Raw genomic sequence first — 25,298 nt, 5'->3', positions numbered from 1 at the left:
CGTCGGTTAAAGCGCAGGGCCTGGTATAGCCGCCGCCGATTGGCTCAAAGGCCGTTACCGATCAATATGAAGGGAGCCCAGTAGTAGGGGTGGCTAAAAGAAACGCCGCCGTCGCCGTCGCTGGTCTGCACGCCGCGGCCGTCGTCGGAACCGGGGCCGGAAGCGCCGGTTATCATGGATAGCTGGGCTTGGCGGAGGGCATCTCCCTTGGTGGTGCCGGATTGTTGCAGGGCGCGATAAAAAGCGTTCATCAAGGCCTGGGTGCCGCCGTCGTCCACCGACCATAGCGATGCCAGCGTAGCGCGGGCCCCCGCGTTTTCCATCAGAAAGCCTAGCCCCAAAATCTCCTCACCCTTGCCCAGCGACGCCCCCAAAGCGGTTTCGCAGGCGCTGAGCGCAATCAAGTCGACGTTTTCCAGTGACCACTCGTACTTGACCTGATCGACCGTAACCCGTTCGCCGTTGCCGAACAGGATGAACGATTCGTCCGGCTTGCCGGACACCAGCGCCGCATGGGTGGCGAAGTGAATGATATTGAACCGGTTCAGTTCCGGAAGCACCGCAGCGGGAGTGAAGTTGCGGTCGACCAGCTTTAGCGCCCCCGGATACAAAGCGGCCAGATCATTCACTTCCAGGCCGGCAAACGGCAGTCCTTTGAAGTCGAAATGCCGGTCGCCCAGGGTGAAATCGTAATCGCCGCTGGCGAAGGCCGCCGCCAGCAATTTAGGCTCGCGCAGCGGCCGGGTCTCGAGTTCGGTCAGAGATAGAGCGGTTATGTTGACGGTGTTAAAGCGTTGCGCCAGCCATTGCCGGCCGTCGTGCAAGGCTGCCAGCGGAATGTAGCGCAGGACGCCGTCGGGGGCGTAGAGAATGGTTTTGGCGCCGAGCTGGTGTAGATGGGGTTCTATCGGTTGTACCAGCCAGCGGTAAAGTGTCTGCGCCCTTTGTTCGACGTCGTTGTGCCGCCGGGTCAGGGCGGTTCTCAGTTCCACAATCGCCTGATTCAATGTTGCGCGGTCCACCGGCACCGGAATATGTAATGGCGGACTCAGCGTCCCGACCAGGACGATCTCCAAGCGGTCGTACAACACCAACGGATAGAGCAACACCGTCTGTGTCCCCAAGCGCGCCAGATTGTCCTTGAGCGAGCGCAGTTGTTCCAGGGCCGGCAATGCGGTTCGGGCTTCCCGGCTCAGATTGCCGATCAGAGCCTGAATCTCGCGGCTTTCGATGAAGGTTGCGAAGGCTCGTTGCAGGCTGCGTTGCTGCCGGTCCAATTCCTGCCACTGTTTTTGCTGCTCCGGGCTCCGCTGGGAGCGGTCCAGTTTGTCCAAGGCCGCCAGTGCCTGGCCGGTGCTGATGGCTTGTCGCTCCAAAGCGGCGTAGTTTTTTAAGATGTCTTGCTCCGCCGGCAATTCGGCGACACCCTGGCCGGTCGTTTCGTTGCCGCGCACCGGGCCGAGGAAGTCGGCGGCTTCCTGCACTTTTAACAGATCCAGCACTTGTTGGGCCTCGATCACCCGGTCCTGGCGCAGCAATAGATCGGCAAGACTACGGTAAAAACCCTGCACTCTGGCCAGATAGGCTTTTTGATCCTGTTCCGGCAGGGATTTCAAGTCCTTGCGTATCCGTTCGCTGAGGTTGACGGACTGCTTGTAGAAGGCGATAGCCAAGGTCTGTTGACCTTGCCGCTCGAACAGGGCGCCGATGTTCCCCAGGGTGATTCGGGCATTGTCGCGGTCTCCAATGTCGCGCCAGATCGCCAACGCTTGCAAATAGGCGCTAAATGCCGGTTCGAGTTGGCCGAGGCGGGCGTAAACGCTGCCGATGCTGTCGTAAGTGGCCGCGGTCGGCTTACGGGTGCCGAGCTGTTGCAATACGTCGAGTGCGCTCGATAACACGGCCAGCGCTGGCGTGTGCTGCTGTTGCTCGCTTAGCGTCAGCCCGAGATTATTTTGGGTTTCCGCGACGCCGAACCGGTCGTTGAGCTGCTCGCGAATCGCAATGGCGTGCTCGAAGGCTTTGGTTGCGGCCTGGTGATCTTTTTGTTCGGCGTAGATATAACCGAGATTGTGGTAAGCCGAAGCGATATCGGCCTGGACGTCGATATCCTCGGCAGCCTCGAAAATGGCCAACGCCTGGCGTTGCTGGGCCAGGGCCGTGTCGTATCGGCCCATTTCGGCATAAACCGCGCTGATATTGCTGAGGATGGTGCCTTTGTCGTGAACTGACGCCTCCGGCAATGCGGAGAACCGTTGTTGGGCTTGATGGTAGATCTCCAGCGCTTTGGCGTAGCGGCCCTGCGCCAGATAAGTCAATCCCAGATTGCCCAGCGTCCTCGCTTCGCCCAAGCCGTCGGCCAGTTTACGCCGCAAGTTTAGAGCCTGCTCCAAATGCGCTCCGGCTTTGTCGATCGCGCCCAATTTTCGATAGGTGGTGCCCAACATGTTGTGCAATATCGCCAGCTCATTCTCGTGCTCGGCGTCGAATTGCTGCAGGCCGTTTTCAAAGGCGGTCGTGGCCTGTGCGTATTGCTGGAGTTTTAGATGGCTGCGGCCGATTTTGTAAAATAAATCGCCGCGGAATTCAGGCGGCTCGGTGTTGTGCGCCAATGCCAGGGCTTGCCGATAATGGCTTAAGGCCAGATCGTAGCGTTGTTGTTTAAACTCGCTCAAACCCAGTTCCCGCAAGCGCTGCGCTTGGCTGGGCCAGTTACCGGTCATGATGGCGCCAGACTCGGCATCGTCCGGAAAATCCAAATTCTCCGAGCTGTGCAGCAAATTACAGCCGGCAGCGACCCAGCTCAGCACGCCGGCCAACAGGGCGTGGCGCAAAGGGGGCAATCCGCTCATGGCCGCCATCTCGGCCTTTACAATTTGACGCCGGTAACCGGTTTACGCTGGCGCTTAACGGCTATACCCAGCCCGAACAACAGGCTTAACCAAAACAGGGCAGGGTGTTTCAGTGCAGCCACCACCGGCCAGAGCAGCATCCGCGTCGCAATCCGGGCAGTTTGGTGCCGGGCGACATAGTCGGCGACCGGCGGCGAATATCGGTAGTAAACATCGACGAAGGCGCGGCCCAGCGAGTATGGCAGCAAATGCCGGTCCCTGAAGCGTTTCAATGCCACCACTTCCTGCGCCAGCGGACTGCCGTAAGCAGCCGTGGCGATAAAACAATAATTCTGACGGCCATCGGGGTTCCAGCGGCCGGGGCCTTCGGAACCGGTCTGGCCGGCAGGCGTCAACTCCTCGGTATCGTCTTGATAATCGCTGCTATCGGTGATGTGCATCATCAAGGTTTGCCGCTGTTGGTCTACGTTTTGCAGGCTCTGTTGCAGACTACCCAGTTGCGAGTTGATCTGATTGATCTCCAACTGCAGTCTTTGTTTTAACACGGGTTGGCTGGTTTGATTCAACTGCGCCTGTTTCTGATCCAGCTGAATCCTGGCATTCGCCGCCTCTTGTTCCAACTGTTTTTTCTGCCGGTTTAGCGCGTGCAGTTCTTTTTTTAGCCGGATCTGATCTTGCGACAGCAGTGGCGGTTTGACCGTCATTCGGTCCGGCAAGCGCTGAATCGCGGGCGCGGTCACCTTGTCGTCAACCCGCTGGGCCGGCTGGGTGCTGGCCGGTTGTTCAGCCTCGCTTGATGCGGGCTGTACCCGCGGAATCAATACCGGGTAGGTTAAGGCCCGTTGCCTCAGGGTCGGCTCGTCCGCCGCCGCCCAGCCCGAGCCAAGCCAAGCCACCAGGAAAAAAATGACTGCGTTAAACCGCAGCGAGAATATCGGCCCGCGCCGATCGTGTTGGTGACCGTTCATACCTACCCCCTGCACTATGCCGTTAAACCCAAACCGCAATGCCGTAGCCTGCTTTCGTTAAGGTTAGGGCGAAAAACGTTACGAAACCTTCGCCGTGGTCTGCCACGACAAAGGTGCGACCGGGGCTTTCTGCGGCGTTATCGCCGGAGCCCGCTAAACTGGCCGAATCGTGACGAGCCCGCACGCCGGTGCCAAGCGGGTTTCGGCTTCGTCCGACTGCAGCTTATTTGGCTTTGCTCGTCATTGCAAATGCAGCCGGGATTTTCGGTAACAGCGGGTTTAAAACCGTTCGGCGTCGAGAGTTGTTTGGGGAGCGGTAAACGCTTTGCCAGGATCAAATCGGCGTCCCGCGGGTCCAGCCGAGCTTGTCTGATAAGGCCATCAGCAAGGATAAGCAACCGCCGACCGCCGCCTGGCTCGCCGGCACCGACTTGGTAGAGACGGTCGCTTCCCGCGCCGTAGCCGGATCGGCTCTATCGGCTAATCTGTGTAATGGTCAACAAAAACCGGACACCTGCTTAGGCAGCGTTTTTCGAAAAGTCCCGCTCGAATTCGATCGGGGATTGATAGCCCAATGTTGAGTGCGATCGACGACCGTTGTAAAAAGCCAAATAGTCGATCACGCTCAGTTTCGCCGCTTCCTGGGTTTTGAATTTTTCGTAGTTTAGCTGTTCATGTTTCAAGCTACGGAAAAAGCGTTCTGTCGGCGAATTATCCCAGCAATTGCCTTTTCGGCTCATGCTCTGTTCCATCTTCATCACTGCTAAATGCTGGCGATATTCCCGACTGGCATACTGGCTGCCACGATCCGAATGATGCAGCAGACCCGGCGGCGGTTTGCGGCGCCAGAAGGCCATTTGTAATGCGTTGACACAGAGCGAGGTCCGCACTTGTGCCCTGTGGGTATATGGTCATCAATGGCCCATCCCACCACTTGGCGGGAGAACAGATCGATCACCACCGCGACATACATCCAGCCCTGCAACGTCCAGACATAGGTAATATCTGTGGTCCACACTTGATTTGGCTGAGCGACCTTGAATTGGCGATCCAGTCGATTGGGGGATATGGCCTCGCTGTGGTTGCTGTCCGTGGTGACTTTAAAGCGTTTGGGTAACGCACCGTCAATTTTAAATCTCGCATGATCCGCCGCGTTTTGAAGCGGCCGACGGCGAAACCTTGTTTCTGCAATCGATCCGCTAAACGACGCGAACCAAAACTCTGCTTGTTGTCGATAAAAAGCTGCCGCACTTTTTCGGCAAGTTTCTGGTCTTGTCGCTGGTTGTCGTTATCTTGCGGAGCCTTGAGCCATGCATAATAGGCACTGGTACTCACCTGCATGACTCGACAGAGCACGGTCACTGGATACGTCTTCTGTTGCGCCTGAATAAATCCGTATTTTATTCGGCTTCTTTCGCAAAGAAGACGGCGGCCTTTTTTAATATCTCGCGCTCCATCCGCAGTTGTTCGTTTTCCTGGCGCAATCGGATCAATTCGTCATGATCCCCCAGATTCAGGCAAGATTTTTTTAGCGTAGATTCGTTGGCCGAAGGCTTGCGTTCCGCTCGTACCCAGCGTCCCAGGGCGCTTTGCGATATACCCAAATGATCGGCCGCTTGCTGCTGGCTGTAGCCTTTTTCAAGAACCAGTCTGGCGGCATCTTGTTTGAATTCCAGGCTATATTTTGGCCGATTATGTTTTTTTCGTTACTCATGATCACCTCTACTAACAGTATAAATTCTGCCTTTAGAAGTGTCCGGGGTTATTAGACCATTTCATGGGCCGACGGTATGCCCGATCCGGATTAGCGTATATCATCGCTGTCGGACTGTAGCCGTGTATGACAGTAACGGACCCGTCCGAACAACGGGCGTGCCGGCCGTTGACACGCTGGCGGTCGCATTTAATCTACAACTTAGGAATCCGCCACCTTTGGCCGCATTGATCGACACCCTGGATTTGCACAGCCTGGCCTATGCGGTGGGCAGTATCGGCATCGTGCTGGAGTGGCGCGCCTACTGGTTGCCGGGCGGCCGGGCGTTTCGGCGTTGGTCGGCGACTGGGGCCTTGTTTTGGGCCGGTCAGTATTTTTTATTGAACGCCTGGACTGCCGGCTTGAACATGGCCGGCACCGCGTTGCGCACCTTGTTGTCCGCTTACGTCACCCACGGGGCCGGCAAACATTGGACGGCGGCCGGATTTACCTTGGCTTTCGCCGCGTTCACTGCATTCTCCTGGCAGGGGCCGATATCGCTGGCGCCGGGCTTTGCCACCATCAATACCACCGTCGCGTTGTTTTACCTGGACAACCGGCGCATGCGCATCGCCTTGCTAGCCTGCAGCCTGGCCTGGATCGGTAACGACCTGTATTGGCAGGCTTGGCCGGCCTTGCTGGCCGAGAGCGTGGCGATGCTGGTCAATATCAGGACCATCATCGGTTTATATCGGCAAGACTCGGTTTAGCGCCGCAGCAGGATTTTGCGGACTCCGGGCTGGGCGGCATGGGCGAACGCGACGACGCCGTCGCGCAACGGGTATTCGCCGTCTATCATGGTCTCCACCGGCACGGCGCCTTTCGCTAATAATTCCACCGCCTCAGCGAACGGTCCGCAGCGCGAGCCGAGTAGCGCAATTTCGGCGACGACGATTTTGCTTAAATCCAGCGCCGCGCCGGCAGCGAAGGTGCTTTTCAATACCAGCGCGCCGCGCGGTCGGGTCAGGCGCAGCGCTGCCGTAAAGCCGGCGGCGTTGCCGCTGGTATCGACCACGCAATCGAAACGGTTGTCCGGGCACTCGGCGGCCAGACCGGTCTGCAAGCCCCAATCCGCCGCTAACGCCAGCGATGTCGACGTTCGCCCCAGCATCACGACGTCGTGGCCGGCCAGGGCCAGCACTTTGCCGATCAACAGGCCGAGCCGGCCCGGACCGACCACGGCGATTACGCCGGCCGGCCGCTGCGCCAGCTGCTCGGCTACGCGCAAGGCCGCCGCCAGCGGTTCGACAAATACCGCCGCCCGATCCGGCACCGCGTCGGGAATGCGTTGCAGGTTGCGAATCGGTAGGGTCAGATAATCGGCGAAGGCGCCATGTTGACCGCGGATGCCCAGCACGCGCCGGTTCGGGCAATGTTCCGGGCCGTGTTGCAGGCATTCCGGGCAGGTCTGGCAACCGATGTTGATGCTGCCGACCACCCGCTGTTGCAGCCAAGCGTCGTGTTGCGGGTTGCCGACTGCCACCACGCGGCCGACGAATTCGTGGCCGGGAATGCCGCGGAAGTCGGCATAACCTTGCGCCAATTCCAGATCGGTGGCGCAGATGCCGGCCAGACGCAGTTCGATCAAGGCGGCGTCCGTTGCCGGCACCGGCTCGGCAAAGTCGGTACGGTAGGCTAAGGTGTCGGATAAAACCAGTGCTTGCATGATCGCTACGCCGGACGGGGAAAAGCCGATTATCGCGCAAATGCCGGTCGGGGAGAGTCGCGATGGCGCTACAATCTGGCTTCGACTTTTTCCGTGGGGATTGCCATGTCCGATTTTCCGTTGCCGCCGGCCGCCGAAGCGTTCGATCGATTCGTCAATACGCCGCTCGATCGTTTGCTGGCCGAGAACGCCGCGCTGGATGCCCGGCACAAATATTTACAGCTGTTCAAACGCTGCGCCGCCGAGGTGCCGGCCTACCGTGATTTTCTGGCCGCACGCCAAGTCGATCCGGCACAGATCAACGATTATGCGGCGTTCAACAATCTGCCGTTGATGGGCAAGGCCGATTACATGCAGGCCTATCCGTTGCCGCAACGCTGCTTCGGCGGCAGCTTGCGCGGCGCGGACCGGGTGGCGGTGTCGTCCGGTTCCACCGGCAAGCCGACCTTCTGGCCGCGCGCCGCCGCCGACGAATTGGAGGTAGCGCTGCGTTTCGAGCAAGTGTTTGCCGACAGCTTTCAAGCTGATCGGCGTAGCACTTTGGCGGTGGTGTGTTTTGCCTTGGGCAATTGGGTCGGCGGCATCTTTACCACCTCCTGCTGCTGGCAGCTGGCGCGCAAGGGCTATCCGCTGATGGTGGCGACGCCAGGCAACAACAAGGCTGAGATTCTGCGGGTGGTGCGCGAATTGGCGCCGCACTTCGAACAAACCGTGTTGCTGGGCTATCCGCCGTTCGTCAAGGACGTGATCGACGCCGGCCTTGCCGAAGGCATGGATTGGGCAAAGTACCGGCCCAAGCTGGTATTCGCCGGCGAAGTGTTCAGCGAGGAATGGCGCAGCTTGCTGGCCCGGCGCACCAGCTCTGCAGATATTTGCTCCGACAGTGCGTCGTTGTACGGCACCGCCGACGGCGGCGTGCTGGGTAACGAAACCCCTTACAGCATTGCGATCCGGCGTTGGCTGGCCGACCGGCCGGATGCGGCGCGGGCCTTGTTCGGCGAGTCGCGCCTACCGACCCTGGTGCAATACGATCCGGCCAGCCGCTTTTTCGAATTGCACGACGGTACCCTGGTGGTATCCGGCGCATCCAGCGTACCGCTGCTGCGCTACCACATCGCCGACAAGGGCGGTTTGGTCGCGTTTGCGGAGATGCGGGATTTTTTAAGCCGATACGGCGTAACATCGCATATCGATCTGGGCTTACCGGTCGACTTTCGGCCGCGGGAGTTGCCGTTCGTGTTCGTGTTCGGCCGGGCCGATTTCACGGTGTCGTATTACGGCGCCAATATTTATCCGGAGAACGTGACGGTTGGTTTGGAGCAACCGCAGATCGCGGCCTGGGCCAGCGGCAAGTTCGTGTTGCAGACCCGTGAAACCGCCGACGGCGACAGGGAACTGCAGATTGCGGTGGAACTGTTGCCCGGCGTCGAGCCGGCGGCGGAGATGGTGCCGGCCATCGCCGAATCGGTCAAAGCTCAATTGCTGCGCTTGAACAGCGAGTTCGCCCATTACACGCCGGCCGAGCGCCAGTTGCCACAGATCACGCTGCACGGCTTCGGCGATGCCGAGTATTTTCCGGTCGGCGTCAAGCATCGTTATACCCGGCGTTGACGGCCGGGTGCAGGCCGCAAATTGCAAAGCGGGTGCCGGTTGAGGGACAATAACCGGTCAAGCCCGGCGGCGATAGGCGCGCAATTGCGTTTCGCCGCCCGGCGCAATACCTCGACCAACACCGACGAAAACCATGTCTACATCGGCCAGACACATTCAATTGATGGATACGACGCTGCGCGACGGCGAGCAAACCCAGGGCGTGGCCTTCACGCCGATGGAGAAAGTCAGCATTGCCAAAGCCTTGTTGCAAAACCTGCGCGTCGACCGGATCGAGGTGGCGTCGGCCAGAGTGTCGGAAGGCGAGAAGGAAGCGGTGACGCTGATCAACCAATGGGCGCGGCAGGAAGGTTTTGCCGAGCGCGTCGAAGTGCTGGGTTTTGTCGACCATACCCGCAGCGTGGATTGGATCAAATCCACCGGCGGCCAAGTCATCAATCTATTGGCGAAGGGCAGCGAGAAACATTGCCGCGAGCAGCTCGGCAAGACTCTGGACCAGCACAGCGCCGATGTGTTGCAAACCATCGGCTATGCCCATGAGCAAGGTTTGAAGGTCAACGTCTATCTGGAGGATTGGTCCAACGGTTACAAGAACAGCCCGGATTACGTCTACGGTTTGATGGATCGGCTGCGGCAAAGCCCGGTCAGCCATTTCATGTTGCCGGACACCTTGGGCGTGATGGCGCCGGACGAGGTGTACGCCAGCTTCAGCGACATGTGCCAACGTTATCCGGAAGTGCAATTCGATTTCCATCCGCACAACGATTACGGCTTGGCGACCGCCAACGTGATGGCGGCGGTTCGGGCCGGGATCAGCGCGGTGCACTGCACTGTCAATTGTCTGGGAGAACGGGCCGGTAACGCTTCGCTGGCGGAAGTGGCCGTGGTGTTGCGCGACAAGATGGGACTGGAGTTGGCTATCGACGAAAGCCATCTGGTGCGGATCAGCGACATGGTGGAAAACTTTTCCGGCAAGCGGGTCGCGGCGAACGCACCCATCGTCGGCGCCGACGTTTTTACCCAGACCGCCGGCATCCACGCCGACGGCGACCAGAAGGGCGGTTTGTACAAAACCAAACTCGGTCCGGAACGCTTTTCCCGCATCCGCAGTTACGCGCTGGGCAAGATGAGCGGCAAGGCTTCGTTGAAGAAAAATCTGGAACAGCTCGAACTGGATTTATCCGAAGAAGACCAGAAAAAAGTGCTGGCGCGCATCGTCAGCATCGGCGATTCCAAGCAGACCATCACCACTGACGATCTACCGTTCATCATCGCCGACGTGCTGGAAAGCAAGAGTTACCAACACATCAAATTACTGGCTTGCGCGATCAATAGCGGCTTGGACTTGCCGTCTACCGTCAGCTTGCGGGTGGACGTCAAAGGCGAAAAACATCAGGCTACCGGCGCCGGTAGCGGCGGCTTCGACGCCTTTATCGATGCCATCGGCAAAGTGCTGGAAAAGTACGATTACCGGCTGCCGACACTGGCCGATTACGAAATCCGCATCCCGAAAGGCGGCCATACCAGCGCGCTGACCGAGTGCGTAATCACCTGGGATTGCGGCAGCGAGTTGCGCAAGACCCGCGGCGTCCACGTCAACCAAGTGTTTGCCGGCATTTTGGCGACGATCAAATTGATCAACATTCAATTGCACGAGATGGCTGCCAGCCCAAAGGCGTAGGCTTCGCTTCGCGTATCCGGCCGGCTCGTTCCGTGCGGTTAAACAATCCTCTCATCGAAATTTACCGCGACGCGTGGTTGCTGGCGGTGCACAAGCCGGCCGGCTTGCTGGTGCACCGCAGCCCGATCGACAAGCACGAAACCGAATTTGCCCTGCAATACGCCCGGGCCTTGAACGGCGGCGAACACGTCTACCCGGTGCACCGGCTGGACCGACCCACTTCCGGTCTGCTGGTGTTCGCCCGCGACCCGCAAACCGCCAGTAGCCTGGGCAAAGCGCTGATGGCCGGCGACGTGTGCAAAACCTACCAAGCCATGGTCCGCGGCTGGACGCCGGAACAAGGCCTGATCGACCATCCGTTACGCGACGAACCGGAAGACCGCCGGCTGAAAGGCGAGCCGCAAGCGGAACGCGAGGCCCGCACCCGTTACCGGCGGCTGGCGACAACGGAAATTCCGGTCGCCATCGAAGGCCACGCCACCAGCCGCTATAGCCTGGTCGAGCTCTACCCGGAAACCGGCCGCAAACATCAATTGCGCCGGCACATGAAGCACATCAGCCACCCCATCATCGGCGACGCCAATCACGGCCGCGGCCGCCATAACCGTTATTTTGCGGAACGTTTCGGCCAGGGCCGTTTGATGCTGGCCGCGACCGAGATGGTTTTTACGCATCCGGCGACCGGCGAGAGATTGCATTTGCAGGCGGAATTGGAGGACAGTTTTTTGCAGGTGTTGTCGGTGTTTGCGGGGTAGGGCGGGCTTGGCTTAGCGGCTTAACCGAGGGTTGCCGTCAGCGGCGGCTCGGAATCCAGCGCGACGTCGGCGTATATTTCGGCAAAATCCAGTTCCAAATTCAGCTCTGGAATTGCCAGTTTATCGCCAGGTCCGGTATGGCTGTGCAACAGCCAGGCGTTGTCTGCGGTGCGCCTGAAGCAATCGATGGCCTGAGTCCGGCTGTCGATCAACCAATAGCTCTGCAGGCTGTCGAGTTGGCGGTAAGCGGCAAACTTGGCGCCGCGGTCGAAAGCTTCGGTGGAGGGCGACAATACCTCGGCGATGAATACCGGGTGTTGTTTGAACAAACGGTTGTCCCGGTCTTTGGGATTGCAACTCACCAGTACGTCCGGGTAAAAGAAGGCGTTGGCCGCGGCGACGTTGACTTTCATGTCGGAAATATAAGTCCGGCAAGGCGACTGTTTCAGCGCTTGTTTCAATAGGAAGGCCAGGTTCATAGCAATGGAAACATGCGCATCGCTGGCGCCGACCATGGCCCAGACCTCGCCATCCAAATATTCGTGTTTTACCGCCGCGGCCTCTTCGCCTTGCAGATACTCGGCGCAGCTCAACTTTAACTTTTCGGCAAGTGCCATAGTTCTATCCTCCGTTCCTGGGCGGCCTAATTCTACTCCTCCCGGCCGCGATGTGAACTGCGCAATCCTTTTCCGCCAAGGTTCGTTCGGTTAAATCGTCGGTAAGATCGGTTTGAACCCGGAAACGGTTCAGAGGGGCGAGGCAACCGTATGCCTTGAGTTGATGGTCGGCGGGCGCGACCAGACTGGGTGCGGAGAGTCGTCGGATTACGCTAGGCTAACCCGACCTACAAGGTTTAGAGGGGAAGGGGTTGCGTGGTTAACCCCTTCCGTAGGGCCGGGTTTATTTTTTCAGCAAATCGCGGATTTCGGTCAGCAATTTAACGTCTTCGGGAATGACCGGTTCCGGAGTCGGTTCTGCGGGTGCGTTGCGATTGGACATTTCCACCAATTTGTTCATCGGTTTAACGATCACGAAAAATACCACCGCCGCGGTGATCAGGAAACTGACAACAGCGCCGATAATCCCGCCCAGATCCAACTCGATCAATTTGTTGACCATATGGGTGACACTTTCTCCGGCGGCATTTTTTTCGGTCACTTCCACCATTTTTTCCATAATCGGAATCGTCAATTTCGGTTGCGGGCCGCCGCCGGCCAATGCCAGGATAGGCTCGACGATACCTTTGGTAAACGCCGTCACGATGCCGGTAAATGCGGCACCGATAATCACACCGGTCGATAAATCAACCACGTTGCCTTTCAAGATAAATTTTTTGAATTCTTCTAATGTTTTCACGATAAGCCTCGGTTTTTGACGGATGATTCTGGATTCGTGGCGTGCAATGGTCGCCGCCACGTTATGGTTATGTGAAAGCGCTGCGGCTAACCGATTTGACTGGGGCGCTTGTAGGCTTTCGCCGACAACCATACCAGATAAATTGGTTTGATGACTAGGCGTGCTTTATTCAATGCAACAAGTAAATCATGGGAAGAAGCCGCTACCTTACCAGCTAAGCCGACAAAGCCCATTTCATAACCTTCACCGTCTTGGACTGGTTGGCGGTGTTTGCCCGTCCGGAAACCGTCCAAAGCGGCGCAGGGTATTCATTGAGTGCTAACTGGCTCCATAGGCAATTCTTAGAAAGTTATCCTGCCGACAGGACATGTCGGTTTCGTTTACAACCCTAAAAAAATAAAGTCTACCAATGGCTTGCCAAGTCTTTAACTGATAACCGAATATCTATAGCCGGCATATAGATTGCTGATACTTTCGTCGAGCAGACAATCGACGAGCTGCTCATCTTGTATTGTTTAAATTGACTTGAGAACGAGATGATCAAAAACCCGTTAAAGCAGTTGCCGCCCGACAAGCCGCGGCCGGCAAAATCAACTGCCACCCTAGACGCGCCCTCGCTGCTATTCGCCTTGGCTTTGAGCACGATCTGCATGTCTGCAGCGCATGCCGTGGTGTTCTTTTCCGATGATTTCGAGCGGACGACGCTGGAGCCCAGCGCCGGTGCACCCAGCGGCCTGATTCAGGACCAAATGCCCAACAATGCCTATCAATATTTCGCTAAAACTCGGGTTTGGACTGCGGGTGAGAATAAGCTGGAAGTCTTGACCAATGGTTTTGATGGCGTAAGCGCGCGCAGTGGCAAGCATTTCGTCGAGCTGGATACCTGGACCAATTCCAGTATGTCGACCAAGGTTAAGTTGGTCAACGGCCAGAACTACAAACTGCGTTTTCATACGCGAGCCAGAAACCTCTTTCAATTTGGTGGCGGTTTAAGGGCCTCGATTACATCCACGAACTACACCAGCGGTTATTTTTCGGTGGGCGACACCTTGGACTGGACGGCATGGGAATTCCCGTTCAATTACAGCGGCCCCACGGGTGATGTCACCTTAAGTTTCGAGGCTACCGGTGTTTCGAATGCCATTGGTACGCTGTTAGATGATGTTTCGCTGGAGACGACAATAGTCGGCGATCCTAATGCCCCTGAAGCCTTGACTGGCATTTTGCCGCCAGCCATACCGGGCTTGGTAAGCAGCGACAGCATCCGAACCGATATCGTTACGCCAGTCGTAGTCGACAAACAAGCGGCAATTGCCCTGGGCAAAGCCTTGTTTTGGGAACAGGGGATCGGCAGCGATCAAATGGCCTGCGCCAGTTGCCATTTCCATGCCGGCGGCGACAACCGGGTGAAAAACCAACTTTCGCCCGGCCTGAACCATGCTGCGGCGAGCGGCACGACATTCGAACCGACCCGTTCCGGCGCACTGGGCGGGCCTAACTACACCCTGACCAAAGCCGATTTCCCGTTCGATCCGGCTAATGACGACACTGTCACTTCGTCGGGCACTTTCTCCGGCCAGTTTCGAGCACCAATTGCCGACAGCAATAACGAGGATTGCGACCGCGATGTGTCGCCGATCTTTCATGTCAATGGCGTCGGTACCCGCAATGTCGAGCCGCGAAACTCGCCAACCGTCATCAATGCGGCCTATAACTACCGCAATTTTTGGGACGGCCGAGCCAACAACCAATTCAACGGTGTATCGCCATTCGGTCCACGGGATGTTGCAGCCGGGGTGTATATCAACGACAACCAACGCCGCAACGCTGATTTTCAACAAGGTCAAAATAATTTCAACGGCACCGTAGACACCTATCTCAACGCCTTCAGTCGATCAACCTCCTACGCGGCGGCCACCTCACTGCAGGTTGACGACGGTTCGCCCAACCAAAAAAACATCTTGATTCGTTTCGACAATTTGTTTGGCAACGGCGAAGGTCAAATACCGCCTGGTTCGAAAATCGAAAGTGCTTCGCTCAAGGTCTTTGTGACGCAAACCGACGCTCTCGACTACGTAAGCATTAACCAGATGTTGGTTCCCTGGAATGACAACTCGACCTGGAATTCGCTGGTAAGTGGCGTGTCGACCAACAATGTGGAGGCCAGCAGCACGTCGTTATTCAGGCTATCCGCCGGCGGTTCCGGTACACAGAGTTTCGATAATTTGACCTCTTCGTTGCAAGCGTGGTCGAACGGCTCGCCGAACTATGGCTGGGTGATTGTCACCGGGGCTTCCGACGCCGACAACTGGACCATCGCCAGCGCTCAGGCGGCGAACACAACACAAAGGCCGAAACTGGTAGTGACTTACACACCGCCAGCGAAATTGGTCAAGAGACCGCTGAAACTGACAAACGCCTCAATGGCGTCACAAGCGGTTGGCCCGGTAGGTAGCGACTTTGAAATGGCCTGCCGCGCCAGAAAGTTTGCCGATGTAGGACGCAAGTTGTTGAACAGAAAACCGTTACAGTTCCAAGCCGTGGCTGCTGACGACAGCGTATTGTCGGCGTTGCCTACCTTGCTTGGCACCAACGGTACTTACAGCACCCTGATCCAAAAGGCTTTTGCACCGGCCTATTGGAACGGCGACTGCGGCAACCAGTGCGGTACGCCTAACCCTGGCGTCACGCCTAGCGGCCCTTACAACCAGATGGAAGCCAATTTCTCGATGTACTTCGGGATTGCCTTACAACTGTATCAAGAGACTTTGGTGTCCGACGACAGCCGTTTCGACCGCTGGAAACGTGGCCTGATTGCGCCTACCACTGCCGAGCGCAACGGCGAAGCCGTATTCAACGGTAAGGGCGCATGCAACGCCTGCCATAAAGGCCCCACCATGTCGAATGCCACGCGATTGCAAACCAGCAACAATGTTATCGAAGGCATGCTGATGCAAAATAATCAGATCGCCATCTACGATACCGGCTTCTACAACATCGGTGTAGTACCAACCCGTTACGACATTGGTGGAGGCGGACTCGACCCGTTCGGCAACACGCTCTCACTGACTCGTCAGTTTGTGCAAAGTCGGTTTGTCGACGAATTCGGCGTCGAACCTTGCAAATTCGAGCAGGATAACGGCTTGTGCCTGGACAACTCGCCGGCACGGCGGGCGCAAAACATCGCTCTGGTTGACGGCAGTTTCAAGGTGCCCACCTTGCGTAACGTCGAGTTTACCGGGCCTTACATGCACAACGGCAGTTTATCGACCCTCGAGCAAGTGGTCAGCTTTTATAACCAGGGCGGCAACTTTGCCAATCCGGAATTGCATCCCGACATCAAGCCGTTGGGCTTGACGCCGCAAGAGCAAGCGGATTTGGTGGCGTTCATGAAGACCTTCACCGACGCCCGTGTCAGTTACGAAAGAGCACCTTTCGACCATCCGTCGCTCGCCGTTCCCAACGGCCATGCCGGCGACGCTTTTGTGGTCACCAATGGTAATGCCCTCGACCCTGCTTTGGGTGTGGATGAGATTCGCCAGTTGCCGGCCGTTGGCCGCAATGGCAAATCAACGCCCCTGCCCACCTTTGAAAACGGTTTGAAATAAACCGCTACATCGGCTCTCTCCACCCGCATTCGCCGCGCGGTGGAGAGGCTTCATTCGCTGATTTGACCTACGCTTATTTCCGCCTCATCGCCTAGACATTGGCATTAGTCAGGCCTGCCGCTTTTGACCCTGTCGCGTTCGGACAGGATGCAATTCGTTTGGTTGGCAGCTGGATTGACCTGTCGCCGCAGCCCGGTGGCGGTGATTGGCTTGACCTATCAAATGCGGAAGCAGGGCAATACAGCGGCAGTGTGTGCAAACGTTATTTCCGGGCGTTACGACCTGCGCTATCTGGTAAAATCGAGGGCTTTATTGCTCGGATCGCAGTCCGTATTTATCGATTTATCCATTCAACCAGCACCATCCCATGAAAAACTACAAAATCGCAGTCCTGGCCGGCGACGGTATCGGCCCTGAAATCACCGCGGAAGCCATCAAAGTCTTGAAAGTCATCGAAGAGCGCAACGACGTCCAGTTCGAATTGCTGCCGGCCTTGTTCGGCGCCTGCGCTTACTTCGCAACCGGCGACGCCTTCCCGCAAGCCACCATCGACATCTGCGATCAGGCCGACGCCATCCTGAAAGGCCCGATCGGCTTGAGCCACGAGGAATCCAAGAAAATCCCGGTCGAAAAACAACCGGAACGTGGCGCGCTGCTGCCGATGCGCCGCCGTTACAACACTTACGCCAACTTCCGCCCGGTGTCCTTGCCCAAATCGCTGGCGCATTTCTCGCCGTTGAAACCGGAAGTGATCGGCGAGGGCATCGATTTGATCATGGTCCGCGAACTGGTCGGCGGCTTGTATTTCGGTAACAAGGAACGCGGAGTCAACGAGCAAGGCCAGCGCTATGTCCGCGAAACCCTGGAATACGACGAAGAGCAAATCCGCCGCATCATGCACGAGGCGTTCAAGCTGGCGCAAAAACGCCGCAAATTGCTGCACAACATCCATAAAAGCAACGTGCTGATGTCCAGCGTGTTGTGGAACGAGGTGATGGAAGAAGTGGCGAAGGACTATCCGGACGTGCAGGTCGTCAACTACCTGGTCGATGCCGCCGCCACCGCGCTGTGCCTGAAACCGACCCAGTTCGACGTGATGGTGATGGAAAACATGTTCGGCGACATTTTGAGCGACCAAGGCGGCGGTATTTTAGGCTCATTGGGCTTGATGCCGTCGGCCTGTATCGGTCCGGACAAAGCTTACTATGAGCCGTCGCACGGTTCGGCGCCGGATATCGCCGGCAAGAACATCGCCAACCCTTACTCGATGATCGGTTCGGTGGCGATGATGCTGGAAAACAGCTTCGATATGGAAGACGAAGCCAAAAACGTCTGGGCGGCGATGCAGGGCGTGTTCGGCGACGGTTACTCGACAGCCGACCTGTCCAAGCCGGGCAGTGGCGTAACGATGATCAGCACTCAGGAATTCGGCGACAAAGTCGTCGAAAAACTGCGGGCGATGCCTAGGGGTTAAGTCCGGGCGGCAAAGCCGAATCGGCTTAAGCTTTCAGTCAAAAGGCGGGCGCCGTAAGGGCCCGCCTTTTTTGTTGCCTGAATTCCGCCGATTCAATCCCGGAACAGCGCCAGTTCGGCGATGCGGCGTTCGATGGTTGCCAGGGTTTGCCGGTAGGCGGCGCCGTCGAAGCCGCCGAAGCGCTGGATGAACTCGGCTTCGGTCATCGATTCGACCAAGTCGGCGGTGGCCGGCATCAGCTCGGTTTCGTCGGATTGGGTTAGACGTTGCTGCAGGCGCAGGGCTTGGCTGCGATCGGCCACGGCGGTTTCGCCCATTCGGGTGCCGGCGCGGTCGGCGGCCAGGTCGGGAAACGAAAAACCGCTGCCGCCGCGCGAGTCCTGAATTTCTTTGTACAACCCCACCGCATCGGCCAACGGTGTGCCGGAGTAGGCCGCCAGCATCGCCGACACCAAATAATGCTTGGTCAAATCGTCGCGGCCGTTCAGCAGTAGCGTGTGTCGGACCGGGCGCGGCCAAAGTGCTGCCTGAGGTACCGCTTTGGCTAACGGAATGCCGTTGACATACAGGGTCAGCACCAAAATCGCCGCGCGGTTTTCGGCGATAGGGTCGCCGGTCCGGCTTTGACGTTGCGCCAGTTGAAACAGCGGCTGGGTCAATGCTGTCAGGCTGGCGCGGTCCGGCGTGTTGCGGCTGAGTTCGGCCAGTCGGCGTTGGTACGGCTCCAGGATTTGGGCTTCGGCGTCGGCCAGCAAGGCGCGGCGCAATTTGCCCGGCAAATCGGCTTGCCAGCGGTAATACACGCTGGCGCGTTGCGGCAGGAACTGCACATGTTGAACGACGCCGGCGACGAGTTTCAGGTCGATCGGCAACGGCAGGCCGGCGACTGCGGCTTTGACGGCCAGTTCGGCGAGCGGTCCGGGTATCCGTAGCGAGCCGAGGCGAGCCGATTCGATCTGCGGCAAGCCGATTTTCTGCCGCAGTTGCAGCCGCAGATTCAAGTAGCCGCCGAGCGGATTGGCCGGCAATGGCCAGGTGGCGTCGATCCGGGCCCGATTTTGTTCCAGCTGCAAGGCGGCACTGGCGCCGGCAAACTGGTTGGCCCAATAGTTCAAAGCCAAGTCCAGATCGGCTTGCTCCAGGCTGAGGCGGGCGGTCGTGCCGGAGCGCAGCCGGCGCGGGTCGTTTTGGTGGAACAATTGCCGGGCGCGGCCGATTTGCTCCGGGGTCAATTCAGCCTGGGTTTGCAACAAAGGTTTGGCGTCCAGCCCAGCGTAAATCGCCAGCGCGATTAACACCGGCGTCAGCATGAACGCCAGCCGGCACAACGTTCCGAATAGTCTCATCGCTTACGCGCTGGTAGTGGAGTCATCCTTGAAATGAACGCGGCAACCGACGCTTAACCGGATTTGTGCCGGTCCGCTTCGTATTGCGCCACGCTGATGCCGGCGTGGCTGAGGTATTCGCGGATGTGTTTAATCTCTTGTTTACTGCAAACCCCGCTGTGGTGCGGGTGGTGCAGAAAACCTTCGACGTTGTTCAACACCACATGAAAGCGCGCGCCGTGGCTGGGTTGGACGTTGGCGCCCAAGTGGCGCAACAAAGATTCGATGTCGCGCCAGTGCAAGTTGCCGCTGACCGGGTCCTGAAATATCGCGCGGAGCAGGTTTAGATGGTGGCTCATGGCGGCGTACTCCTGAATAGTGTGGCTAAAGGATTGCCTGAAAAATGCTCAGTCATTTTCCGTCCGATGTCGTGGCGGGCGGGTCGGTGTCGATTTTTGTTTCTCATAAAGAAACAAATCATCTATAAACAGGCTTATTGTAAATAAAAATTAAAGGTTTATAGTTAACCCAACTTCAACGATTCGACTTAATTCAGTCAAGGCGGAAAAATGAACCAGTCAAAATTCAAAGACATCGTTACCGGCCTGTTTTTCACCACCGGTATTTTCAGCTTCATGTCGGGCGAGTTCGTGCTGTCGACATTGCTGTTCGGCGCGGCCTCGTTGGCCAGCAACCTGAGCGTTGCCAAACCGGTCCGGATTTAAGCGTTTCCCGATTTTCGTAGTACCTCCTCGTTGTAAATGCTCTGCATCTTACGTGGCCTCTTCCCGCAAGGTTAGAGGCCTTTTTTTTGCGGGGCGGTTAGCGGCCGGGACGGCTGTCGTCGCGCTCGCTGGAGATTACGGTGTACTCGGCGTCCAGGGTTTGCTCGGCCTGCTGGCGTTGGGCATTGCGCCAGGCGCGCCAGAGTTTGAAACCGACGATCGACAACGGAATCAGCAGAATGGCAAACAGCGCCGAAAAGACCAAGGTGCCGACGATGGCGCCGGCTACCATGGCCGGAATCGCCAATAAGCCGGACAGGCGCTGCGATAAGGACCTGGGCGGCGGCGGTAGTCGCGGATCGGCCGGATTCGAATCGATGACGACGACTTTTCTATAGATTTTCAGCATAAGCTGCTCCTGTCGGGATGGGCTCCGAAAAAGTTGGCCGCATCCGTTGCTTGCCAGACCGGGTATTTTTCCATGGCCTTGCCGAATAGCTCGGATTCGACCAATTGTTGTAAGGCTGCGCGCAAAGCCGGGTAGGGCGACGCGGCGAACCAGGCGGCGTCCACCGCGGCGAACTGTCTGATAAACGGCAGAATCGCGGCGTCGGCCAAGCCGAAACCCTCGCCGCAGAAACCGGCGTTGCGTTGCAGGCGCTGCTCCAGTTCGGCCAGGAAACGTTCGCCCTGTTGCCGATAGTAGTCGGCCGAGTGTTCGGGATAGCGGTCGGCGTATTTGTAGCGGTCCAGCCAGCATTTGAAATCGCCGTCGTTGGTTGCGATCAACCGCTCGGCGTCGGCCTTATCCGAATCAGACAACCAGCCTAGCGGATCGTGCTGCGCCAAGGCCCAATGCATGATGTCCAGGCTTTCGTCGATGACCCGGCCGTCCGGCAGCAGCAACACCGGTACCGTGCCCTTGGCCGAGATTGCCAGCATTTCCGCCGGCTTGGCCCGCAGTTCGATTTCGCGGATCACAACGCAAATGCCGGCTGCGGCAATCGTCAAGCGGGCGCGCATCGCATACGGGCAACGGCGAAAACTGTACAGAATGGGGTTGCTCGATGCGGTCATGGCCTCGCCGGCTTGGGCAGTTGCAGGTTGTTGAAGCGAATGTTGGGCGCCGATTGTAACAGGCGCCGGGCTGTCGTTTTACGGCCATTGCAAATCGGCTCCGGTCAAACTCTGGTAAAATCGCCGCTTTGTTTTGCCGCTGCCGATGCGCAATCGCGCCTCAGGTACTCAATCGCCATTCTGTTGACCATTTACGGACATTCCCTTGATCTCTACAGCCAATATCACCATGCAATTTGGGGCCAAACCCCTGTTCGAAAACGTTTCCGTCAAGTTCGGCAACGGCAACCGCTACGGCCTGATCGGCGCCAACGGCTGCGGCAAGTCGACATTCATGAAAATCCTGAGCGGCGATCTGGAGCCGTCGTCCGGCAATGTCAGCCTCGATGCCAACGAGCGCCTCGGCATCCTGCGCCAGAACCAGTTTGCCTACGAAGACCAGCGGGTGCTGGACGTGGTGATGATGGGCCACGCCGAAATGTGGGCGGCGATGTCCGAGCGCGACGCGATCTACGCCAATATGGAAGCCAGCGAAGACGATTACATGCGCGCCGCCGATCTGGAAACGGTATTTGCAGAATTCGGCGGCTATACCGCCGAAGCCAGGGCCGGCGAGTTACTGCTGGGCCTGGATATTCCGCTGGAACAGCATAACGGCCCGATGAGCGCAGTGGCGCCGGGTTGGAAATTGCGGGTGTTGTTGGCGCAAGCCCTGTTCTCCAATCCCGACATCATGTTGCTCGACGAACCTACCAACAACCTGGACATCAATACCATCCGCTGGCTGGAAAACGTGTTGAACGAGCGCAACTCGACCATGGTGATCATCTCGCATGACCGGCATTTCCTCAACAGCGTCTGCACCCACATGGCCGATATGGATTACGGCGAGCTGCGGGTTTATCCTGGCAATTACGACGATTACATGACTGCCGTGACCCAGGTGCGCGAGCAATTGCTGGCCAGCAATGCCAAGAAAAAGGCGCAGATTGCCGAGTTGCAAACCTTCGTCGCCCGCTTTTCGGCCAATGCTTCCAAGGCCAAGCAGGCCACCTCAAGGGCTCGGCAATTGGAGAAAATCAAACTCGACGAAGTCAAGCCGTCCAGCCGGGTGAATCCGTTTATTCGCTTCGATCAGGCCAAAAAATTGTACCGATTGGCATTGGAAGCCAAGGATTTGGCCAAGGGTTATGGCGAAGAGCCATTGTTCAAAAATCTGAACATGATGATCGCGGTCGGCGAACGGGTGGCGGTGATCGGGCCCAACGGTATCGGTAAATCTACTTTATTGAAGACCTTGGTCGGCGATTTGACGCCGGATAGCGGCGAAGTGAAGTGGGCGGAGAACGCTGACGTCGGTTATTTCGCCCAGGATCACGCCGAGGATTTTGCCGAGGATATGTCGCTGATCGAATGGATGGGCCAGTGGCGGAAGGAATCCGACGACGACCAAACGATTCGCGGCACGCTGGGACGCTTGTTGTTTTCCAATGATGAGATCAACAAATCCGTGAAAGTGATTTCCGGCGGCGAGCAGGGCCGGATGCTGTTCGGCAAATTGATCCTGCAAAAAAACAATGTGATGGTGTTGGACGAGCCGACCAACCATTTGGATATGGAATCGATCGAATCCTTGAACGCAGCCTTGGAAAACTATCCCGGCACCTTGATTTTCGTCAGTCACGACCGAGAATTCGTCTCGTCGCTGGCCACCCGGATCATTGAGTTAACCCCGAACGGCATCGTCGATTTCAGCGGCAGTTACGAAGATTATCTGAACAGCCAGAATATCGGCTAAGCCCGGATCAATCGCTGCGGCCGCCGCGCACGAACAAGGTGGCGCCGACATCGGTGTAGACCTCGCGGTGGACGCTGCCGGCCGGTGCCAGTTGGTAGTCGCCGGCGCGTAGCAGCAGGTCGTCGATGAACAAATCGCCGGCCAGCATCATGCATTCCTCTTCGGTTTCATGGCCGTGCTCCGGACAGCGGGCGCCGGCCTCCAGCCGGTAAAAACACGACTCGCGCCCGCCTTCGATCCACAAGGTTTTCTTGCGGACGCCGGGCAGGATTTCCGGCCAATCGTTCATATCAGAGGCATGGGCCGTCAGCGACGGACCGGCGCCGAACGGCAGCAAACCGTTCAACACTTCTTTCAACACCTCGCGGCTATCGCCCAGCGAAGTGCCGCGCAGATAGGCCAGCGCGCCGCGCTCGGAGCGGATCGCGCCGTGGCGGCTGCCGGCCGCGGCGGCATGGTAATCCAGCGGTCCCAGCCGCAAATCGCCCATCGCCAAATCGCCGCGCAGCACGATGCCTTCCTCCAGACTGTTATGCCGGTGCGGGATCAGACTGGCGCCGGCGGCGAAATCGATCAACACCGAGCGGCCCAGGCTGCCGCCGTCCCACAACGGTTTGACCCGGATGCCGGTTTTCAAAGTTTGCCAGACGCCGTCCTTGGCCCGCACCGTGGTCAGACCGGCCTGTTTGGCGACGGCCGTCGCCACTTGCGCCAGCAGCCCGCGCCGCATCGCGTTGCGGCGTTCGCCGGCCGGCGCAATCGGCGTGATGTGTTCCGCCAACAGGTTTCGTAGCGGTGTCAGCTCGTCGTCTTCCGAGCCGGGTAGAGGCGGTTGCTGTTCAATCATCGGTTCGATCAACCTCGCCGAAATCGGCTGTCAGTAAATGCTGCATGCTCTGCAATCCGCGCCGGATATGCGATTTGACCGTGCCCAACGGCAAACCGCAGCTCTCGGCGATTTCGTCGTGGCTCAGCCCTCTAAAAAACGCCAGCGCCAGCAACTGTCGCGGCACCGGTTCCAACTGCGCCAAGGCCGCGTGCAACTGGTGTCCTTGTTGCACCGCACCGAGCAGATCGGTCGGCATCTGTCCTGCCGGCGCGGCGACGGCGGCCAAGGCATCGTCTGCCAATTCGGTCTGCTGGGTGTCGCGTTGCCGTAACGCATCCAGCGCCCGGCTGCGGGCCATGGTCATGACCCAGGCCCTGACCGAACCGCGCGCCGGGTCGAAACGCGGCGCCTGCCGCCAGACCTGCCAGAACGTATCCTGCGCCACTTCCTCCGCGCATTGCACCCGGCCGGTTATCCGCAACGCCAATCCGTAGACCTGGTCGACCAGGCAATCGTAGAGTCGTTCCAACGCCGCTTGGTCTTGATCGACGATGGCGGCAATCCAGCTTTGCAATTGCGCTTCGTCGGCCGCAGTCGTTCGGCCCGGCGCCTGCACTTCGTCATCATTGTTCCAATCGCTGTCCGTCATTGCCGTTGCTCCGTTACGGTAAATACGCGGCCAACGCCGGCTTGGATGCAGGGCGGGAGTGGATTGGCGCTGAAATGTGCGAGCTGGTGAGCATATTCAACCGATGCGGTCGGCAACCGGGCGTGATACGGCACAAGGCTATGGGGAGCGGTCGGGTTTTGCCGGTCACTATAAAGCAGGTTCCGTTCGCCTGGCAAACCCGCAGCAGAGTGCCGCCGGCTCAAGTCATTGAAAGGCAACAGCTTCCAAAAATAGTCGCCGCGCGGAACCGGTCGCTGCCGGATTTGGGCCGAAGTTTTTTTCGCCTAGCTGCATCCGCGGCCGGATTTGGCGCGTATTGGTGATTGCAAGCCATGCGAACGGCCGGCGCACGCCGTGCCGCTGTTGTGGCTTGCGTTTGCCAACCACTAATTTTGGAGTGCCAAATCATGAAAACCATTCTTCGCGCGGCGGCGATTGCCGCGAGTCTGAGCGCCGGGCCTGCCGCTGCCGCCGACTTCGACTTCAGCGGCAGTTTCGTCAACGACAACGACGTGTTGCGCTTCAATTTCACGGTCGGCGCACCGGGCGTCGTCACTTTATTTACCTCGTCCTGGCTCGGCGGCGGCTTCGATCCGATTCTGAGTCTGTGGGACAGTGCCGGCAACCAATTAGCGGAACAGGACGACGGCTTCCCCGGCGGCAGCCAGGTTTCCAACGGCACGGTTTTCAACTACAGCGAGTTCGACAGTTACCTGGCCTTGAATCTGGCGGCCGGCGACTACCTGGCGACCTTGACCCAATACGACAATTTCTCGGCCAGCACGGCGTTGGCCGACGGCTTCTTGCGCGACGCCGACCCGAACTTTACCGCCGCTTTCGGCTGCTCCAACGGCCGGTTCTGCGCAGGCATCCTGCTCGACAGCAACAACGATCCGGTCGAAGCCAACCGCACTGCTGCCTGGGAATTCCACATTCTGAACGTCGATACCGCGCAGGCGGCCACGGTCCCGGAACCGCCGACCCTGATGCTGCTGGGGTTGTCCGGCCTGTTTTTGCTGGGCGGCCGCTACGCCAAACCGAAACGCGGGCCGGGCTACCTGTGCGGCCAGCCGGACACCGGCGCCGAAAAAATTTCCGCCGCGTTGCATCCGAACGGCATGCCGGCGCGTATTGCCTGATGCGAAGTTTG

21 protein-coding genes and 3 pseudogenes are annotated in these 25,298 nt (G+C 58.3%); 9 read left to right on the top strand and 15 right to left on the bottom strand.

The genetic code is table 11. From position 1 onward, the window contains the following. Positions 1–44 precede the first annotated feature (44 nt). The 6 genes and pseudogenes from C2U68_RS09925 to C2U68_RS21790 form a co-directional block, all read right to left on the bottom strand. Positions 45–2,852 carry a CHAT domain-containing protein gene (locus C2U68_RS09925; RefSeq protein ID WP_186289568.1) on the bottom strand — a complete coding sequence of 936 codons (2,808 nt, stop codon included), beginning with the start codon at positions 2,850–2,852 and terminating at the stop codon, positions 45–47. A 17-nt stretch (positions 2,853–2,869) separates the two neighbouring features. Then, positions 2,870–3,820: a CFI-box-CTERM domain-containing protein gene (locus C2U68_RS09920; RefSeq protein ID WP_140912328.1), complete on the bottom strand. Its 951-nt coding sequence runs from the start codon at positions 3,818–3,820 to the stop codon at positions 2,870–2,872. A 518-nt stretch (positions 3,821–4,338) separates the two neighbouring features. Beyond that, on the bottom strand, positions 4,339–4,710 hold the full coding sequence (locus tag C2U68_RS21580) for an integrase core domain-containing protein (protein ID WP_260839288.1): 372 nt from the start codon (positions 4,708–4,710) through the stop codon (positions 4,339–4,341). Between the two features lie 38 nt (positions 4,711–4,748). After that, positions 4,749–4,838 (bottom strand): annotated as a pseudogene (locus C2U68_RS21800) (hypothetical protein); the annotation flags it as partial. A 104-nt stretch (positions 4,839–4,942) separates the two neighbouring features. After that, positions 4,943–5,161 (bottom strand): annotated as a pseudogene (locus tag C2U68_RS21795) (IS3 family transposase); the annotation flags it as partial. A gap of 59 nt (positions 5,162–5,220) precedes the next feature. Then, a pseudogene (locus tag C2U68_RS21790) lies at positions 5,221–5,499 on the bottom strand (transposase); the annotation flags it as partial. Between the two features lie 193 nt (positions 5,500–5,692). On the opposite strand from C2U68_RS21790, the gene C2U68_RS09900 reads away from it, so the two are divergent. Next, a complete protein-coding gene (locus C2U68_RS09900) occupies positions 5,693–6,283 on the top strand; it encodes a YgjV family protein (RefSeq protein ID WP_260839287.1) in 591 nt (196 codons plus the stop codon). Here the strand turns inward: C2U68_RS09900 and C2U68_RS09895 are convergent. Continuing rightward, positions 6,280–7,239, bottom strand: a complete 960-nt coding sequence (locus tag C2U68_RS09895; protein WP_140912325.1) for an alcohol dehydrogenase catalytic domain-containing protein — start codon at positions 7,237–7,239, stop codon at positions 6,280–6,282. The genes C2U68_RS09900 and C2U68_RS09895 overlap by 4 nt on opposite strands. Positions 7,240–7,344: 105 nt before the next feature. Between C2U68_RS09895 and C2U68_RS09890 the strand changes: the two genes are divergently transcribed. From C2U68_RS09890 to C2U68_RS09880, 3 genes are all read left to right on the top strand, one after another. Beyond that, positions 7,345–8,850: a phenylacetate--CoA ligase family protein gene (locus C2U68_RS09890; RefSeq protein ID WP_140912324.1), complete on the top strand. Its 1,506-nt coding sequence runs from the start codon at positions 7,345–7,347 to the stop codon at positions 8,848–8,850. A 133-nt stretch (positions 8,851–8,983) separates the two neighbouring features. Next, complete coding sequence (locus C2U68_RS09885; protein ID WP_140912323.1) at positions 8,984–10,531, top strand: alpha-isopropylmalate synthase regulatory domain-containing protein; 1,548 nt, start codon at positions 8,984–8,986, stop codon at positions 10,529–10,531. Between the two features lie 32 nt (positions 10,532–10,563). Beyond that, positions 10,564–11,286 carry a pseudouridine synthase gene (locus C2U68_RS09880; protein ID WP_140912322.1) on the top strand — a complete coding sequence of 241 codons (723 nt, stop codon included), beginning with the start codon at positions 10,564–10,566 and terminating at the stop codon, positions 11,284–11,286. Between the two features lie 20 nt (positions 11,287–11,306). Here C2U68_RS09880 and C2U68_RS09875 read toward each other — a convergent pair whose 3' ends face one another. After that, positions 11,307–11,903, bottom strand: a complete 597-nt coding sequence (locus C2U68_RS09875) for a Uma2 family endonuclease (RefSeq protein ID WP_140912321.1) — start codon at positions 11,901–11,903, stop codon at positions 11,307–11,309. A gap of 283 nt (positions 11,904–12,186) precedes the next feature. Continuing rightward, on the bottom strand, positions 12,187–12,642 hold the full coding sequence (gene mscL, locus C2U68_RS09870) for a large conductance mechanosensitive channel protein MscL (RefSeq protein WP_222101894.1): 456 nt from the start codon (positions 12,640–12,642) through the stop codon (positions 12,187–12,189). A gap of 536 nt (positions 12,643–13,178) precedes the next feature. Between mscL and C2U68_RS09865 the strand changes: the two genes are divergently transcribed. Together C2U68_RS09865 and leuB are read left to right on the top strand one after the other, a co-directional pair. Next, the gene (locus C2U68_RS09865) at positions 13,179–16,250 is read left to right on the top strand and encodes a cytochrome c peroxidase (protein WP_140912319.1); all 3,072 of its coding nucleotides are present in this window, start codon (positions 13,179–13,181) and stop codon (positions 16,248–16,250) included. A gap of 367 nt (positions 16,251–16,617) precedes the next feature. Next, positions 16,618–17,724, top strand: coding sequence for a 3-isopropylmalate dehydrogenase (gene leuB / locus C2U68_RS09860; RefSeq protein ID WP_140912318.1), 1,107 nt, complete (start codon positions 16,618–16,620; stop codon positions 17,722–17,724). Positions 17,725–17,816: 92 nt separating this feature from the next. On the opposite strand, the gene C2U68_RS09855 is transcribed toward leuB, so the two are convergent. Both C2U68_RS09855 and C2U68_RS09850 read right to left on the bottom strand, forming a co-directional pair. Continuing rightward, positions 17,817–19,070 carry a hypothetical protein gene (locus C2U68_RS09855; RefSeq protein ID WP_140912317.1) on the bottom strand — a complete coding sequence of 418 codons (1,254 nt, stop codon included), beginning with the start codon at positions 19,068–19,070 and terminating at the stop codon, positions 17,817–17,819. A 53-nt stretch (positions 19,071–19,123) separates the two neighbouring features. Continuing rightward, positions 19,124–19,408: a type II toxin-antitoxin system HicA family toxin gene (locus C2U68_RS09850; RefSeq protein ID WP_140912316.1), complete on the bottom strand. Its 285-nt coding sequence runs from the start codon at positions 19,406–19,408 to the stop codon at positions 19,124–19,126. A 210-nt stretch (positions 19,409–19,618) separates the two neighbouring features. Between C2U68_RS09850 and C2U68_RS21180 the strand changes: the two genes are divergently transcribed. Next, positions 19,619–19,774 (top strand): hypothetical protein, encoded by a 156-nt coding sequence (locus C2U68_RS21180; protein ID WP_186289564.1) that lies wholly within the window; start codon positions 19,619–19,621, stop codon positions 19,772–19,774. 97 nt (positions 19,775–19,871) lie between these two features. Here the strand turns inward: C2U68_RS21180 and C2U68_RS09845 are convergent, their stop codons facing one another. Continuing rightward, a complete protein-coding gene (locus tag C2U68_RS09845; RefSeq protein ID WP_140912315.1) occupies positions 19,872–20,183 on the bottom strand; it encodes a hypothetical protein in 312 nt (103 codons plus the stop codon). After that, a complete protein-coding gene (locus tag C2U68_RS09840; RefSeq protein ID WP_140912314.1) occupies positions 20,177–20,851 on the bottom strand; it encodes a glutathione S-transferase in 675 nt (224 codons plus the stop codon). The genes C2U68_RS09845 and C2U68_RS09840 overlap by 7 nt, the downstream gene beginning before the upstream one ends. Before the next feature lie 205 nt (positions 20,852–21,056). Between C2U68_RS09840 and C2U68_RS09835 the strand changes: the two genes are divergently transcribed. Further along, positions 21,057–22,649, top strand: a complete 1,593-nt coding sequence (locus tag C2U68_RS09835; protein WP_140912313.1) for an ABC-F family ATPase — start codon at positions 21,057–21,059, stop codon at positions 22,647–22,649. A gap of 7 nt (positions 22,650–22,656) precedes the next feature. Here the strand turns inward: C2U68_RS09835 and C2U68_RS09830 are convergent, their stop codons facing one another. Further along, the gene (locus C2U68_RS09830) at positions 22,657–23,496 is read right to left on the bottom strand and encodes a cupin domain-containing protein (RefSeq protein WP_140912312.1); all 840 of its coding nucleotides are present in this window, start codon (positions 23,494–23,496) and stop codon (positions 22,657–22,659) included. After that, positions 23,489–24,127 (bottom strand): sigma-70 family RNA polymerase sigma factor, encoded by a 639-nt coding sequence (locus C2U68_RS09825; RefSeq protein ID WP_140912311.1) that lies wholly within the window; start codon positions 24,125–24,127, stop codon positions 23,489–23,491. The genes C2U68_RS09830 and C2U68_RS09825 overlap by 8 nt, the downstream gene beginning before the upstream one ends. A gap of 428 nt (positions 24,128–24,555) precedes the next feature. On the opposite strand from C2U68_RS09825, the gene C2U68_RS09820 reads away from it, so the two are divergent. Then, complete coding sequence (locus tag C2U68_RS09820) at positions 24,556–25,287, top strand: DVUA0089 family protein (RefSeq protein ID WP_186289563.1); 732 nt, start codon at positions 24,556–24,558, stop codon at positions 25,285–25,287. The last annotated feature ends 11 nt before the right edge of the window (positions 25,288–25,298 follow it).

Source organism: Methylomonas koyamae (assembly GCF_006483455.1).
GTDB lineage: Bacteria > Pseudomonadota > Gammaproteobacteria > Methylococcales > Methylomonadaceae > Methylomonas > Methylomonas koyamae_B.
The sequence above is the reverse complement of the archived record's forward strand: the minus strand, read 5'-3'. Positions and strand labels throughout refer to the sequence as shown.